The sequence below is a fragment of the Delftia sp. BGA-UO-ETr-SB1 genome, from assembly GCF_059567865.1.
Genome location: NZ_JCAQOW010000004.1, coordinates 592,932 through 605,813, shown reverse-complemented (window position 1 = coordinate 605,813; position 12,882 = coordinate 592,932). Strand labels below are relative to the sequence as shown.

Genomic DNA, 12,882 nt, shown 5'->3' with positions numbered 1-12,882 from the left:
ACTGGGTCTTGAACTGGGCAATTATGGTTGCACATATACTTTTTGAACCCGTTCCCCCGCTCAAGGAGTAGCTGCCATGTCGCAAATCACACTCTATTTGGACGACACCACCCAAGCTCTGGTGGAAGAGGCGGCCAGAGCCAATGGCATGTCCAAGAGCCGCTGGGTCGCCGAGGTCATTCGCAAGTACGCAGCGCATGAATGGCCTCAGGAATGCATTGAGCTGGCAGGTCGCTTCGCCGATTTCCCTCTTGCGAACGAACATAACGCTCCAGTTGCCGCCGATGTGCCCCGAGTCGGCTATTGACATGCGGCCATGCTGATCCTCGACAGCAACACCATCAGCTATTACTTTCGCGGAGACCCGCAGGTAGTGCCTCGCCTGCAGGCTTTGCGCCCCAACGACATCGGCGTACCGGCCATCGTGGAGTACGAGCTGCGTTATGGACTGCAACGCTTGCCACCAGCCGCCTCCGCGCCTCGTCTTGAGGCATTGGTTCAACTCCTGCGCCCCATGCAGTTGCTGGCATTCGACAGCGAATGCGCGACTCATGCCGCCCGCATACGCGCAGCGCTGGAGGCCAAGGGCACGCCGATAGGGCCGCACGACACCTTGATCGCAGCAACTGCATTGCGCCATCAGGCAGCGCTGGTCACCCGCAATATCCGGGAGTTTTCTCGTGTGCCCGACTTGCAGTGCCTGAACTGGCACATGGATTGATCCTCGCCCGCCACAGCCTCACAGCTGCGCCGCCTCCCCCCTGATCAAATCCCAAACGCTTTGCGCCACGGGCGACAGTTCGCGCTGGCGGCGGCGCACCAGCATGATGTCGCGCTGCACGCGCGGCAGCAGGGGGCGGCTGGCGAGGGCGTCGGGGGCGGCTCCACTCGCGGGAGTTCGCCATTCCTGCGGCACGGCCAGTTCCGGCACCACGCTCAGGCCCAGGCCCGCCTGGAGCATGCAGAAGATGGTGGTGGTGTGGCCGACTTCCTGGACCACGGCGGCCTCGGCGTCGTGGGCCTGCAGCGCGGCGTCGATCAGGCGGCGGCTGCCCGAGGCGTGGTCCAGCAGCACCAGCGGCTGGCCGGCCAGGTCGCTCCAGGCCACCTGGCGCTTGCGGGCCAGCCGGTGCGTGGCCGGGCAGACCAGGCAAAAGGGCTCGCTGAGTATGGTTTCGCAGTGCAGGTCGTCGCGGCCCTGCGGGTCGATGACCACGCCGAAGTCCACCTCGCCGCTGCGCACGCTTTGCAGCACATCGCTCTGGATGCGGTCCAGCAGCAGCAGCTCGATGCCCGGCGCCTGCTCGCGGCAGCGCGCAATGCAGCGCGGCATCAGGTGGGCCGACAGCGTGGGGCTGCTGGCCACGCGCACCTTGCCCAGGCGCTGGGTGGCCAGGCCGCTGACTTCGAGCAGGCACTCATCCAGCGCATCCAGCACGCGCGTGGCATGGCCCTGCAGCAGGCGGCCGGCGTCGGTCAGTTCCACCTCGCGCGTGGTGCGGTGCAAAAGCTGCACGCCCAGGGCCTGTTCCAGCTCGGTGACATTGCGGCTGACGGCGGGCTGGGTCAGCGCCATCAGCTCGCCGGCACGGCTGAAGTTGCGGCTTTCCGCCACGGCCAGGAAGGCGCGCAGCTGGCGCAGGCTGATATTCATACGGAAAAATTATAAAACCATCAGATAAATCCATTTCTCTTTTCAATGGCCGTGGCGTCCAATCGGGGCCTTGCAGCCTGGCTGCACGAACCGATAGTTAGTTGGAGAGAGTTTTCCCATGGCACGCCCCCGCTTCGCCCCTGACAATTTCACGCTGATGCTGCTGTCCACCGTGGCACTGGCCAGCTTCCTGCCCGCCTCGGGCACCGTCTCGCAATGGCTGGAGGTGGCGACCACGCTCATGGTCAGCCTGCTGTTCTTCCTGCACGGCGCCAAGCTCTCGCGCGAGGCCATCTTTGCCGGCATAGGCCACTGGCGCCTGCACCTGACCATCTTCGCGGCCACCTTCGTGCTCTTTCCCCTGCTGGGCTGGGCGCTGCGCCCCGTGCTCGAGCCGCTGGTCACGCCCGAGATGTACATGGGAGTGCTCTTCCTGTGCACGCTGCCGGCCACGGTGCAATCGGCCATCGCCTTCACGGCCATGGCGCGCGGCAACATGCCCGCCGCCGTGTGCAGCGCATCGGCCTCCACGCTGATGGGCATCGTGATCACGCCCATCCTGGTCAGCATGCTGCTGCACAAGAGCGCCGAAGGGGGCGACGCGCTGCAGGCCATCGGCAAGATCGCGCTGCAGCTGCTGCTGCCCTTTGTGCTGGGCCACCTGCTGCGGCCCGTGATCGGCGGCTTCATCTCGCGCCATGCCAAGCGCGTGAAGTTCGTGGACCAGGGCTCCATCCTGCTGGTGGTGTACACGGCCTTCAGCGCCGCCGTCATCAGCGGCCTGTGGCAGCAGACGCCCCTGCCCGCGCTGCTGGGCCTGCTGCTGCTGTCGTCCATCCTGCTGGCCCTGGTGCTGGTCATCACGTCGTGGACGGCGCGCCGCCTGGGCTTTTCCAAGGAGGACGAGATCACCCTGGTGTTCTGCGGCTCCAAGAAGAGCCTGGTCAGCGGCGTGCCCATGGCCAAGGTGCTGTTCGAGTCCAGCGCGGTGGGCGCCATCGTGCTGCCGCTGATGGTCTTCCACCAGCTGCAGCTCATGGTCTGCGCCGTGCTGGCCCAGCGCTATGCACGCCGGCCCATGCACCCCGAGGCGATCGAGGATGGCGCCGTGCCCGCCAGCGCTGCGCCGGCCGCCAAGGCCGAAACGGCGCCGGCCAAATAAGGCGCGGGCGCGCTCCCATCACAAAAAAGCCTGGCTCTCGCGCCAGGCTTTTTTGCATCTCAGCCCTTCAGGGCCAGGTTGTTGAGCTTGTCCAGGCGTTCAGGCCAGGTTCCCTGCTGCGCCGACTGCAGCAGGATGCGCGTCCAGGCGATCCAGGCGTCCCACTGCACGCGCTTGTCCCAGGCATTGCCCCAGCCGCTGAAGCACTGCAGCGCGCTGGTGGCTGCGCGCGCGGCGTCGTCGGCGCGGCCGGCAGACAGGTAGAGCTGGGCCAGCACCATCTGCGGCTCGCCCACCCAGGGGTTCAGGCGCACGGCGCTTTCCAGCACGGCCGTGGCGGCGTCCAGGTCCACCAGCGGCTGGTCCAGCTGGATCACCGACCAGTACAGCGACACGGCAGCGGCCTCGTCGCCGGGCGACAGCTGCCGGCTGCAATGGTCGAACACCGGCGGCAGCGGCAGTTGGGCGCGCAGCGCCGGGTGCTGCAGCGCACGGCCCAGGTCGCTGATCTGGCTGAGCATGCGGCTGGCAGGCCGCATGGGACCGGGCCACAGCGAGGCCGCCCAGTGCACGCCCTGCTGCCGCTGGTTCTGCACCTGCGGAAACTGCGAGTAGATGTCTTCCTGCCAGCTGAACCACTGCTCCATGGCATCGGCCATGCTCACGATGGTGAAGGCCGCCACCTCATAGGCGCTCAGGCGCTGGCTGCGGCCGGCGGATTCCAGCGCCATGGAGCCGTCTTCGGCCAGGTCGCCGGCCAGGATCTTCTGCATGAACTGCGTGCGGCTCATGGTGCAGAACAGGTAGACCAGGTGCTCGGCGCCCTCGCCCACCAGTTCGCGCAGGCGGCCGCGCTCGCTGCCCGCGTCGAACTTGACCAGGTCCACGAAGGCGTTGCCGTAGACGCTGTGCAGCAGGCCCAGCAGGCGCACGTCGCGCGGCTGGCGCCACAGCGCCAGCGAACGCGCCACGCCCGCCAAGTGGTGGCGGAAGGTGCCGGCCTTGTGCCAGTCCTGGCCCACGCCGCGCGCCAGCACCACGGGCAGCACGGGGGCGAGGTCGGCATCCCTGCGCAGCCATTCCTCGTCCAGCAGGTCCTGGGCGCGTGTGAACAGCGCCTCGTCAAGTGTCTGGAACAGTGTCGGGACAGGCAGGCTCATGCAGGCACCTCCATGGCAGCGGCGGGCCGCTGGGTATATTGCGCCACCCACCCCGCCGTATCGGCGAACAGGCGCAGCGCCTTGATGCGCCGCGTGGCGGTCAGCGTGAAGCGGTGCTCCACGCCGGCCGGTATGCGCAGGTAGTCGCCGGGCTGCACGCGCAGCACGCGCTCTTGGCCGCCGGCATCGAAGAAGCCGAACAGGCCTTCGCCTTCGAGGATGTAGCGCACCTCGTCATCGGCATGGGTGTGGGGCTTGTCGAAGCGCTCCAGCGCCTCGTCCAGGCCCGGCGTGCCCGGGTGCAGCACGACCAGATCCATGCTGTGGTAGCCATGGGCCACGCATTCGTCGACCACCAGCATGCCCACGGCCTGGACCACGGTGGCCTTGCCGCCATCGTCCAGCTGGGCCTGTGCCAGCAGCGCGGCCAGGCCGGGCTCGGGCGCCAGCGGGCGGCGCTGCCATTGCACGCCGATGGCGGCCACGAAGTCCGCGTCGGAAACCCGGTGGGATGCGAGGCTGCCCATGGTCTTACCAGGCCGCCGTGTAGGCGCCCTTGAACTGCGTGTCGATGAACTGGCGCACCTCGGGCGACTGGTAGGCCTTGACGAACGCCTGCAGGCCCGCGTCCTTTTCATGGCCGGCGCGCGTGGCGATCAGCACGGTCACGTACGGCGTGTCCGTGGCTTCCAGCGCCAGCGAATCCTTTTGCGGCGACAGGCCTGCGGCCACGGCGTAGCTGCTGTTGACGGCGGCGGCGTCCAGGTCGTCCAGCGAGCGCGCCAGCTGGGCGGCCTCCAGCTCGACGAAGCGCAGCTTCTTCGGATTGGCCGTGATGTCCAGCACCGAGGCACGGGCGCCCGCGCCGGTCTTCAGTTCGATCAGCTTTTGCGCGGCCAGCACCATCAGTGCGCGAGAGCCGTTGGTGGGGTCGTTGGGGATGCCCACGCGCGCACCGCTCTTGAGGTCGGCCAGGCTTTTGATCTTCTTGGAATACACGCCCATCTGCTGGTTGACCGCACGGGCCACGGGCACGAGCTTGTAACCACGGTCCTTGTTCTGGGCGTCCATGAAGGGCTGGTGCTGGTAGATGTTGGCATCCAGCTCACCCTGCGACAGGGCAGCGTTGGGCTGGATGAAGTCGCCGAACTCGACCAGCTTCACCTTCAGGCCGTTCTTCTCGGCCACCTTCCTGGCCACCTCGGCGATCTGGGCATGTGGGCCCGAGGTCACGCCGATGGTGACCGAGCCGTCGGCCGCATGAGCCGGCAGTGCGACCAGCCCGGCAAGGGGCAGGACGGCGGCCAGGGCCAGCGATTGAAGCAATGCGCGCTTTTTCATGGAATCCCTCTTTCAGACAATCTCGCGGCAGCTTGCCGCCCCGGCTGCCCCGGCCGCCGGGGTGTGTGGATCAGCGGTGGCTGAGCCTGCGCACCGCCCAGTCGCCCAGGCTCTGGATGGCCTGCACGAAGAAGATCAGAATGATGACCACGGCCAGCATCACATCGGGCAAAAAGCGCTGGTAGCCGTAGCGGATGCCCAGGTCGCCCAGGCCGCCGCCGCCAATGGCGCCGGCCATGGCCGAGTAGCCGGTCAGGCTCACGAAGCTGATGGTCAGGCCCGCCACGATGCCGGGCAGCGCCTCGGGCAGCAGGATCTTCCAGACGATCTGGCCCGTGGTAGCGCCCATGGACTGGGCCGCTTCCACCAGGCCGTTGTCCACCTCGCGCAGCGCGGTCTCCACCAGGCGCGCCACGAAGGGCGCTGCCGCAATAGTCAGCGGCACCACGGCCGCCCAGGTGCCGATGGACGAGCCCGTGATCAGACGCGTCAGCGGGATGATGGCCACCAGCAGGATGATGAAGGGGGTGGAGCGCAGGGCATTGACGATCCAGCCCACGATCTTGTTGGCCGGGCCGTTCTGCAGCACGCCGCCGTGGTCGGTCAGGCGCAGAAACACTCCCAGGGGAATGCCGATCAGGCCGCCCACCAGGCCCGAGACGCCGACCATGATGATGGTCTCCCACAGCGAGCTGACGAACAGCTCCAGCATCATTTCCGAAAAATTCTCAAACATCGCTCAATCCCTGGTGGAAACGATCTGCACCTGCACGCCGGTGGCGCGCAGATGGTCCACGGCGGCATCGATCTTTGCCGCGTCGCCGCTGGCGAAGACGGCCAGCGAGCCGAAGGTCTGCTCCTGGATCTCGTCGATCTGGCCATGCAGGATGGACAGGTCCAGCCCCAGCTCGCGGATCAGGTGCGACAGGATGGGCTGGTAGGCGCTCTCGCCCGCATACGACAGGCGCAGCAGCCGGCCTTGCTGGCCCGGCGCCAGCTGGGCGGCCAGCGCATTCACGCGCACGGCCACCGACTCGGGCAGTTGCTGGGGAACGATCTCGTCGATCAGGCTGCGCGTGATGGCCTGCTGCGGGCGCGTGAACACGTCGATCACGGGGCCCAGCTCGGCGATCTCGCCGCCGTCGATCACGGCCACGCGGTCGGCGATCTGCTTGATCACCTGCATCTGGTGCGTGATCAGCACCACGGTCAGGCCCAGCTCGCGGTTGACCTTGCGCAGCAGGTCCAGGATGGAACGCGTGGTCTCGGGGTCCAGTGCCGAGGTGGCTTCGTCGGACAGCAGCACCTTGGGGTGGCTGGCCAGCGCGCGCGCAATGCCCACGCGCTGCTTTTGCCCGCCCGAGATCTGCGCGGGATAGCGGTCGCGCAGCGCGCTCAGGCCCACCAGGTCCAGCAGCGGGTCCACGCGCTTCTTGATGTCGTCGGCCGACATGCCCGCCATCTCCAGCGGCAGCGCGGCGTTGTCGAACACCGTGCGCGAGGACAGCAGGTTGAAATGCTGGAACACCATGCCGATGTCGCGGCGCGCCGTGCGCAGCTCGGCATCGCTGAGCTGCATCAGGTCACGGCCGCCCACCAGCACCTGGCCGGAGGTGGGGCGGTTGAGCAGGTTCAGGCAGCGCACCAGCGAGCTTTTGCCCGCGCCGCTGCGGCCGATGATGCCGAACACCTCGCCCGACTCGATCTGCAGGTTGATGCCCCGCAAGGCATGGACGGGCCCGGTGGGGCCCTTGTAGGTCAGGGAAAGATCCCGAATCTCGATCATGAAAAAACGCCGCGGCGCAGGACGGCCTGGGGACGCCGCTGCGCATTGTTGGGAAGTGGGAGCAAATATAGGTTGCGCGTATAAAAACGCAAACTATAAAAAAATAAAGTAATAAGAAGCTCCGGTTATGCCCGGGACTTCACTACTTTCTGCACAACCCTCAACTATGCCTGAATGTGGACACGCCCTTGCCCTGCCGGGCTATGCGCGGCGCCACAGAGCACTGCGGCAAGGCCCTTCTTGCGCCGGCGTCTGATTGACAGTGCGGCCGGCACGCTGCCGTCGCGGCCTGGCGGCCCTGGCCCGCTCCTGCTTTTGACGATGGCAAGCACCCGCCGCTGCCGCCGCGCTGACGCCAGAAGCAGCCTTTGCTGACAGGCCGCGCGGCATGCGCACTCCTACAGTGGGCTCAACCCCACAGGAGAAGAGCGCCATGCGCCCAGAACAACACTCCGGCGCCGGCAGCCAGGCCGGCGCGGCTCCCTTGTCGCGGCGCGGCTTTCTGCAGGCCGCCAGCATCGCAGGCGTCAGCGTCTGGGTGGCGCCGCTGGCCAGCCAGGCCTATGCAGCCCTCTTTGAAGACCGCGTCCTGGGCAGCGTGGCCCGCGAGCCGGCCACGCAGCTGCCGCGCATGCGGCTCGATGGCCGCTCCAAGGTCATGGGCGCCAAGGTCTTCGCCCGCGACATCCGCGCACGCGACATGCCGCACTGGCCCCAGCAGCAATCCCATGCCTTCATCGTGCGCACCACGCTGGCCGACCGGCTGTTCGATGGAATGGACCTGTCTTCCCTGGACGGCGAACTGGCGCCCGACCGCGTAGTCACGGCCGAAGACCTGGCGAGCGACGGCCTGGCATTTCCCGAGTTCTATGGCGAAGACATGCTGCTGCCCGCAGGCAAGACCCCCGCCTACCTGGGCCAGGCCGTGGCCATCCTCATCTACCACGACTTCGCGCGCTTTCGCTTTGCCAAGGAAAGGCTGCAGGCCACGGCCGGCGTCATCCGCTACGGCCGCATCACGGGCGCGCTGGACCGTCCGCCCTGGGGCGTGTTCCGCTACGTGCGCCAGGGCGGCGCCACGGCCTTTGACGACGACGTGTTCTCCAGCCTGCGCGATGCCCCGCTGTTCCCCGCCGAACGCAAGCCGCTGGTCTGGCCGCAGATCTCCAAGGCCGACGCGGTCACGGCACGCGGCCTGCGCGCGGCCGAGCAGATCGCCCAGGAGCTGGCCACGCCGCCCGCCGACTGGCTGGTGCTGCAGCGCCACTACGCCACGCAATCGGTGGACACGGCCGCGCTGGAGCCCGACAACGCCAACTGCTGGTATGACGCGGCCACGCAAAGCCTGCACATGGTGCTGGCCACGCAATCGCCGCACGAGGTGGCCGAATGGGCTGCGCAGATGGTGCAGGCCAGCAGGTTCCCGCTCAAGAACCTTTTCGTGCACCCGTGCTACACGGTGGGCTACGGCTCCAAGGACCACGCGCCCATGCCCTACTACGGCCTGGTCTGCGCGCTGTATGCGGACGGCAAGCCCGTGCGCCTGGCCAATGACCGGTTCGAGCAGTTCCAGTCCTCGCTCAAGCGCCATGCCTTCGAGATCGACTACACCATGGCCATCGACAGGAAGACCGGCCTTTTCCAGAGCCTGGTGGCCAGCATGACGGCCAATGGCGGCGGCAGGGCCAACTTCTCGCCCTCCGTCGCCATGGTCGGCGGCACGGCGGCGCAGTCCATCTACTACTTTCCCAAGAACGACATCACCGCCGTGGCCCTGGCCAGCCGCGCGCTGGACGCGGGCTCGGCACGCGGCTACGGCACGCTGCAGAGCATGGCGGCCACCGAAATGATGGTGGACGAAATCGCCGAACTGCTGCAGATCGACCCCATCGAGCTGCGCCTGCGCAACGTGCTGACCTCGGGCGCCAAGAACACCCAGGGCGCCATTGCCGCCGGTGCCCTGCGCGCCGACGAGGTGCTGGAGCGCGCCCGCCGCCATCCGCTGTGGACCGAGCGCGCCAAGCGCAAGACCGCCTACGAGGCCAGCCACCCGGGCCAGCGCTACGGCGTGGGCTTTGCCTGCGTGCAAAAGGACTTCGGCACGGGCGGCGAGGCGGCCTTCGCCCGCATCGAGATATCGCCCCAGGGCCGCGTGCTGCTGCACCACTCGGGCACCGAGATCGGCACGGGCATGGGCACCTCGCAGGCCCAGCTGTGCGTGCAATGGTTCGGCAAGCCCGCCGACGAGCTGCAGACCGCCTGCCTGGACTGGCCGGAGCTGCCGCTCAAGGCCGAGGGCGACAACTACACCATGCCCCAGGCCGACCAGGACCGCTTCGCCACCCGGCCGCTGTGGACGCCGGTCTACGCCTCGCCAGCCAGTGCCAGCAACTCGGCCTACTACTACAGCCACGCCACCAGCGAGACGGCGCGCGTGGTCTTCGAGCACGGCCTGTGGCCGGCCGCCGTCGCCATCTGGAGCCAGGGCACGGGCGGCGGCCAGAAGGCGCCCTACGTGGTGCGCCGCGAGGACGCGCGCTGGGTCAACGGCATGCTCACGGCCAACGGCATGCAGCCGCTGTCCCTGCAGGCCCTGGCCCAGAAGGCCCATGCCATGCAGCTGGTCACGGGCGCCGTGGGCCATACCTTCAACCGCTGGCAATGGGCCGAGGCCGACTTCGACATCCTGGGCACCAGCGCGCGCCGGCCGCTGGACGCGCTGGCCGTGCGCCTGGGCAGCGCGCCCGATGCCGGCGCCGTCACGCCGGCCCCTGACACCACCGACACGCCGCAGGCGGCCACGCCCGTCGAGGCCTCTGTCACCGCGCGGCGCAGCGCCGCCGGCTACCGCATGATTGCGCGGCGCAACCTGTTCTATCCGCCCATGCAGCGCAACAACGCGGGCGTCACCTACTACAGCGCCAATGCGGCCCTGGTCGAGCTGGCGGTGGACACGGGCACGGGCGCAGTCGAGCTGCTGGCCCACCACTCCATCATGGAGTGCGGGCGGCCCATCGTGCCCGAGCTGGTGCACGGCCAGCTTGAAGGCGGCATCGCCATGGGCATAGGCCACGCCCTGTACGAAACCATGCCGCTGTACGAGGGCGGCCCCGGCGACGGCAACTGGAACTTCCACCGCTACCACCTGCCGCGCGGCAGCGAGGTGGCGGTCTGGAAGCAGACGGCCGAGCTGCTGGCACCTCTGTCGGACACCGATCCGCCCAAGGGCATTGCCGAGGTGGTGATGATTCCCATCGTCGCCGCCATCGTCAACGGACTGCACCACGCCATAGGCAAGCGCTTCCACGACCTGCCCGTGACCCCGCAAAAGATCAGGGAGGCACTCGCACCATGAGCCTTGTCCCGCGCCCCTTGTCGCTGACCGTCAACGGCCAGAGCGTCGGCCCCATGGACGTGCCCGAAGGCATGCCCATGATCGACTTCCTGCACGAATACCTGAACCTCACCGGCTCGCGCCTGGGCTGCGGCATCGGCGAATGCCGGGCCTGCACCGTCATCGTGGACGGGCCAGAGGGCAGCCGCGAGATGCGCACCTGCATCACCGGCGCCCACTACTTCCAGGGCCGCAAGGTCCGCACCATCGAAGGCATTGCCGACCCGGCCGGAGCGGACACCGCGCCCCTATCAGCCCCGGCCGCCTCGGGCGCCTCGGGTACCTCGGGCCAGCCACGCAAGGTCATCGCCATCAGCCCCGTGCAGCAGAAGTACCTTGAGCATTTCAGCTTCCAGTGCGGCTACTGCACGCCGGGCTTCGTCATCGCGGCCACGGTGCTGGTAGAGCGCCTGGCCAAGGCGCCCATCCGCGCGGCCGATGTGGAGCAGGTCGTGGGCGAGGCGCTGCAGCCCCACCTGTGCCGCTGCACCGGCTATGTGCGCTACTACGCGGCCGTGAAGGACCTGGTCCTGAACACGCCCGGGCTGACCTTGAAAGGATGAGCGCCATGTCCGCCGCCGACCCCAGCGCAGCCGCCCCCGCCGCCGCCACCGCCGCCACCGCCGCGCCACCTGCCGACTACAGCGGTGCCCGCCCCCCGCCACCGCGCAGGCCCAGGCGCCGCTGGCGCGGGCTGCTGCTCGTCCTCCTGCTGCTGGCCGTGCTGTTTGCCATTGCCGCCGTCTGGGGCAACCGGCCCCATGTGCCGCAGCGCGAGCCGCAGGCCGTGCACCGCAGCCCGCAGCAGCTGGCCCAGGGCCTGTACCTGGCGCGCGCCGCCGACTGCATGGCTTGCCATGACGGGGTGGGTGGCATAGGTGGCGCCCGGGAAGGCCAGCCCTTTGCGGGCGGCAAGCCCCTGCCCACGCCCTTCGGCACCCTCTACGGCACCAACATCACCCCCGACCCGGACCACGGCATAGGCCGCTGGACGGCCGAGGAATTCCACGCCGCCGTCACGCGCGGCACGGCGCCGGGCGGGCGCCAGCTCTACCCGGCCATGCCCTATGCCTCCTACCACCTGATGAGCCGCGAAGACTCGGACCTGATCTACGGCTACCTGATGAACATCCGGCCCGTGGCCCAGCCCAACACCAAGCCCGCCCTGCCCTTCCCCTTCAACCTGCGCGTGCTGATGTTCGGCTGGAAGACGCTGTTCCTGTCCAGCGCGCCCCTGCCCGTGGGCTCACAGGGCCAGAGCCCGGCCTGGCTGCGCGGGCAGTACCTGGGCAATGTCATGGGCCATTGCGCCGAATGCCACACGCCGCGCGGCATGTTCGGCCAGATGCAGAAGGACCGCTGGCTGCAGGGCGGCACGCTGTCGCTGTTCACGGCCCCCGGCATCACCGCCGAAGCCCTGGCCGCACGCGGCTGGACGCGCGAGGGCATGGCCCAGTTCCTGCAAACGGGCTTCTCGGCCCATGGCAGCGCCTTCGACGAAATGCACGAGGTCATCGCCAACAGCACCCGGTACCTCACGGCCGAGGACATGACGGCGCTGTCCACCTTCCTGCTGGGCGACAACCCGCCCGCGCCCCAGCCCCTGCCGGCCGCCGCGCCCCCGGATTCCGGTACCGGCAACAGCGCGGGCAATGGCGCGGGCACGCTGGACGCGGGCCGGGGCCACTACATGGCGCTGTGCGCCAGCTGCCACGGCAGCGAGGGCCTGGGCCGCAGCCTCACCATGCCCCCACTCAAGGGCAACAGCACCGTGCGCCAGGCCGACGCCCGCAACCTGGTGCTGGCCATCCTCGTCGGCCTGCCCAAGCACCCGGCCACCCAGCAGGGCCCCACGCCTCTGCCCGGCATGCCCGGCTTCATGCAGGAGTTGACCGATGGCGAAGTCGCCGCCCTGGCCAACTACACCCGCACGGCCCTGGGCGGCCAGCCCGCCGACGTGACGGCCGCCCAGGTGGCCGACCTGCGCAGCGCAGCCGGAAAGTCAGGGCACAAGGCTGCGCCGTGAAACACCGGCTGTTCTACGGAGCCCAACCCGTATGCCCGCGCCTGCGGCGTGGCTGTTGCGGGGTTGCAAGCCTGCCGAAGGACAGGCTTGCTTCGTCATCTGACTCGCCGTGATGTCTGAACGTAGCGCGCAGCGCGAAGTGAGTTTCACGGCGAACCCCGCAACCGCCGCGACGCAGGTTGCCCGCAGCGAAGCGGAGGGTCGCGGGCATTCGGGTCGCCTTCTTTGACCTGACCTTTCTTGGCGAATCAAGAAAGGGCAGTCGGCCGCCGGGCCGAGACCCGGCCTCGAAAAACAACCACCCGGCAGGGGGAAATGAGCCCCCGTGCACTCGCTGACAAGCCGCGGTCACAGCCCCA

Annotated in this window: 12 protein-coding genes; 6 read left to right on the top strand and 6 right to left on the bottom strand. The window is 68.4% G+C overall.

The window, feature by feature from the left end; genetic code table 11:
- Positions 1 to 76: 76 nt before the first annotated feature.
- Positions 77 to 307, top strand: a complete 231-nt coding sequence (locus AC57B5_RS03230; RefSeq protein ID WP_496398713.1) for a ribbon-helix-helix domain-containing protein — start codon at positions 77 to 79, stop codon at positions 305 to 307.
- Positions 308 to 316: 9 nt separating this feature from the next.
- Positions 317 to 721 (top strand): type II toxin-antitoxin system VapC family toxin, encoded by a 405-nt coding sequence (locus AC57B5_RS03225; RefSeq protein ID WP_319072858.1) that lies wholly within the window; start codon positions 317 to 319, stop codon positions 719 to 721.
- 18 nt (positions 722 to 739) lie between these two features.
- On the opposite strand, the gene AC57B5_RS03220 is transcribed toward AC57B5_RS03225, so the two are convergent.
- A complete protein-coding gene (locus tag AC57B5_RS03220; RefSeq protein ID WP_192367868.1) occupies positions 740 to 1,654 on the bottom strand; it encodes a LysR family transcriptional regulator in 915 nt (304 codons plus the stop codon).
- A gap of 118 nt (positions 1,655 to 1,772) precedes the next feature.
- On the opposite strand from AC57B5_RS03220, the gene AC57B5_RS03215 reads away from it, so the two are divergent.
- A complete protein-coding gene (locus AC57B5_RS03215) occupies positions 1,773 to 2,816 on the top strand; it encodes a bile acid:sodium symporter family protein (RefSeq protein ID WP_034392464.1) in 1,044 nt (347 codons plus the stop codon).
- Positions 2,817 to 2,875: 59 nt separating this feature from the next.
- Here AC57B5_RS03215 and AC57B5_RS03210 read toward each other — a convergent pair whose 3' ends face one another.
- The 5 genes from AC57B5_RS03210 to AC57B5_RS03190 form a co-directional block, all read right to left on the bottom strand.
- Positions 2,876 to 3,976: a DUF6817 domain-containing protein gene (locus AC57B5_RS03210; RefSeq protein ID WP_319072861.1), complete on the bottom strand. Its 1,101-nt coding sequence runs from the start codon at positions 3,974 to 3,976 to the stop codon at positions 2,876 to 2,878.
- Positions 3,973 to 4,503 carry a cupin domain-containing protein gene (locus tag AC57B5_RS03205; RefSeq protein WP_496398712.1) on the bottom strand — a complete coding sequence of 177 codons (531 nt, stop codon included), beginning with the start codon at positions 4,501 to 4,503 and terminating at the stop codon, positions 3,973 to 3,975. The genes AC57B5_RS03210 and AC57B5_RS03205 overlap by 4 nt, the downstream gene beginning before the upstream one ends.
- A gap of 4 nt (positions 4,504 to 4,507) precedes the next feature.
- A complete protein-coding gene (locus AC57B5_RS03200; protein ID WP_034368322.1) occupies positions 4,508 to 5,317 on the bottom strand; it encodes a MetQ/NlpA family ABC transporter substrate-binding protein in 810 nt (269 codons plus the stop codon).
- Positions 5,318 to 5,387: 70 nt separating this feature from the next.
- Positions 5,388 to 6,053, bottom strand: a complete 666-nt coding sequence (locus AC57B5_RS03195) for a methionine ABC transporter permease (RefSeq protein ID WP_012205011.1) — start codon at positions 6,051 to 6,053, stop codon at positions 5,388 to 5,390.
- Positions 6,054 to 6,056: 3 nt separating this feature from the next.
- Entirely contained in the window at positions 6,057 to 7,103 is a 1,047-nt protein-coding gene (locus AC57B5_RS03190; protein WP_012205010.1) for a methionine ABC transporter ATP-binding protein, read from the bottom strand.
- Positions 7,104 to 7,536: 433 nt separating this feature from the next.
- Between AC57B5_RS03190 and AC57B5_RS03185 the strand changes: the two genes are divergently transcribed.
- From AC57B5_RS03185 to AC57B5_RS03175, 3 genes are read left to right on the top strand one after another with little or no spacing between them, the layout of a single operon-like run.
- Positions 7,537 to 10,458 carry a xanthine dehydrogenase family protein molybdopterin-binding subunit gene (locus AC57B5_RS03185; RefSeq protein ID WP_496398711.1) on the top strand — a complete coding sequence of 974 codons (2,922 nt, stop codon included), beginning with the start codon at positions 7,537 to 7,539 and terminating at the stop codon, positions 10,456 to 10,458.
- Positions 10,455 to 11,060 carry a (2Fe-2S)-binding protein gene (locus AC57B5_RS03180; protein WP_496398710.1) on the top strand — a complete coding sequence of 202 codons (606 nt, stop codon included), beginning with the start codon at positions 10,455 to 10,457 and terminating at the stop codon, positions 11,058 to 11,060. The genes AC57B5_RS03185 and AC57B5_RS03180 overlap by 4 nt, the downstream gene beginning before the upstream one ends.
- A gap of 5 nt (positions 11,061 to 11,065) precedes the next feature.
- On the top strand, positions 11,066 to 12,523 hold the full coding sequence (locus AC57B5_RS03175) for a c-type cytochrome (protein WP_496398709.1): 1,458 nt from the start codon (positions 11,066 to 11,068) through the stop codon (positions 12,521 to 12,523).
- Positions 12,524 to 12,882: the final 359 nt, after the last annotated feature.

What these genes read in the sequence shown, in the direction of transcription:
- AC57B5_RS03230 (WP_496398713.1), top strand. Translation starts at nt 77, where the DNA reads ATGTCGCAAATCACACTCTATTTGGACGACACCACCCAAGCTCTGGTG.
- AC57B5_RS03225 (WP_319072858.1), top strand. Translation starts at nt 317, where the DNA reads ATGCTGATCCTCGACAGCAACACCATCAGCTATTACTTTCGCGGAGAC.
- AC57B5_RS03220 (WP_192367868.1), bottom strand. Translation starts at nt 1,654, where the DNA reads ATGAATATCAGCCTGCGCCAGCTGCGCGCCTTCCTGGCCGTGGCGGAA.
- AC57B5_RS03215 (WP_034392464.1), top strand. Translation starts at nt 1,773, where the DNA reads ATGGCACGCCCCCGCTTCGCCCCTGACAATTTCACGCTGATGCTGCTG.
- AC57B5_RS03210 (WP_319072861.1), bottom strand. Translation starts at nt 3,976, where the DNA reads ATGAGCCTGCCTGTCCCGACACTGTTCCAGACACTTGACGAGGCGCTG.
- AC57B5_RS03205 (WP_496398712.1), bottom strand. Translation starts at nt 4,503, where the DNA reads ATGGGCAGCCTCGCATCCCACCGGGTTTCCGACGCGGACTTCGTGGCC.
- AC57B5_RS03200 (WP_034368322.1), bottom strand. Translation starts at nt 5,317, where the DNA reads ATGAAAAAGCGCGCATTGCTTCAATCGCTGGCCCTGGCCGCCGTCCTG.
- AC57B5_RS03195 (WP_012205011.1), bottom strand. Translation starts at nt 6,053, where the DNA reads ATGTTTGAGAATTTTTCGGAAATGATGCTGGAGCTGTTCGTCAGCTCG.
- AC57B5_RS03190 (WP_012205010.1), bottom strand. Translation starts at nt 7,103, where the DNA reads ATGATCGAGATTCGGGATCTTTCCCTGACCTACAAGGGCCCCACCGGG.
- AC57B5_RS03185 (WP_496398711.1), top strand. Translation starts at nt 7,537, where the DNA reads ATGCGCCCAGAACAACACTCCGGCGCCGGCAGCCAGGCCGGCGCGGCT.
- AC57B5_RS03180 (WP_496398710.1), top strand. Translation starts at nt 10,455, where the DNA reads ATGAGCCTTGTCCCGCGCCCCTTGTCGCTGACCGTCAACGGCCAGAGC.
- AC57B5_RS03175 (WP_496398709.1), top strand. Translation starts at nt 11,066, where the DNA reads ATGTCCGCCGCCGACCCCAGCGCAGCCGCCCCCGCCGCCGCCACCGCC.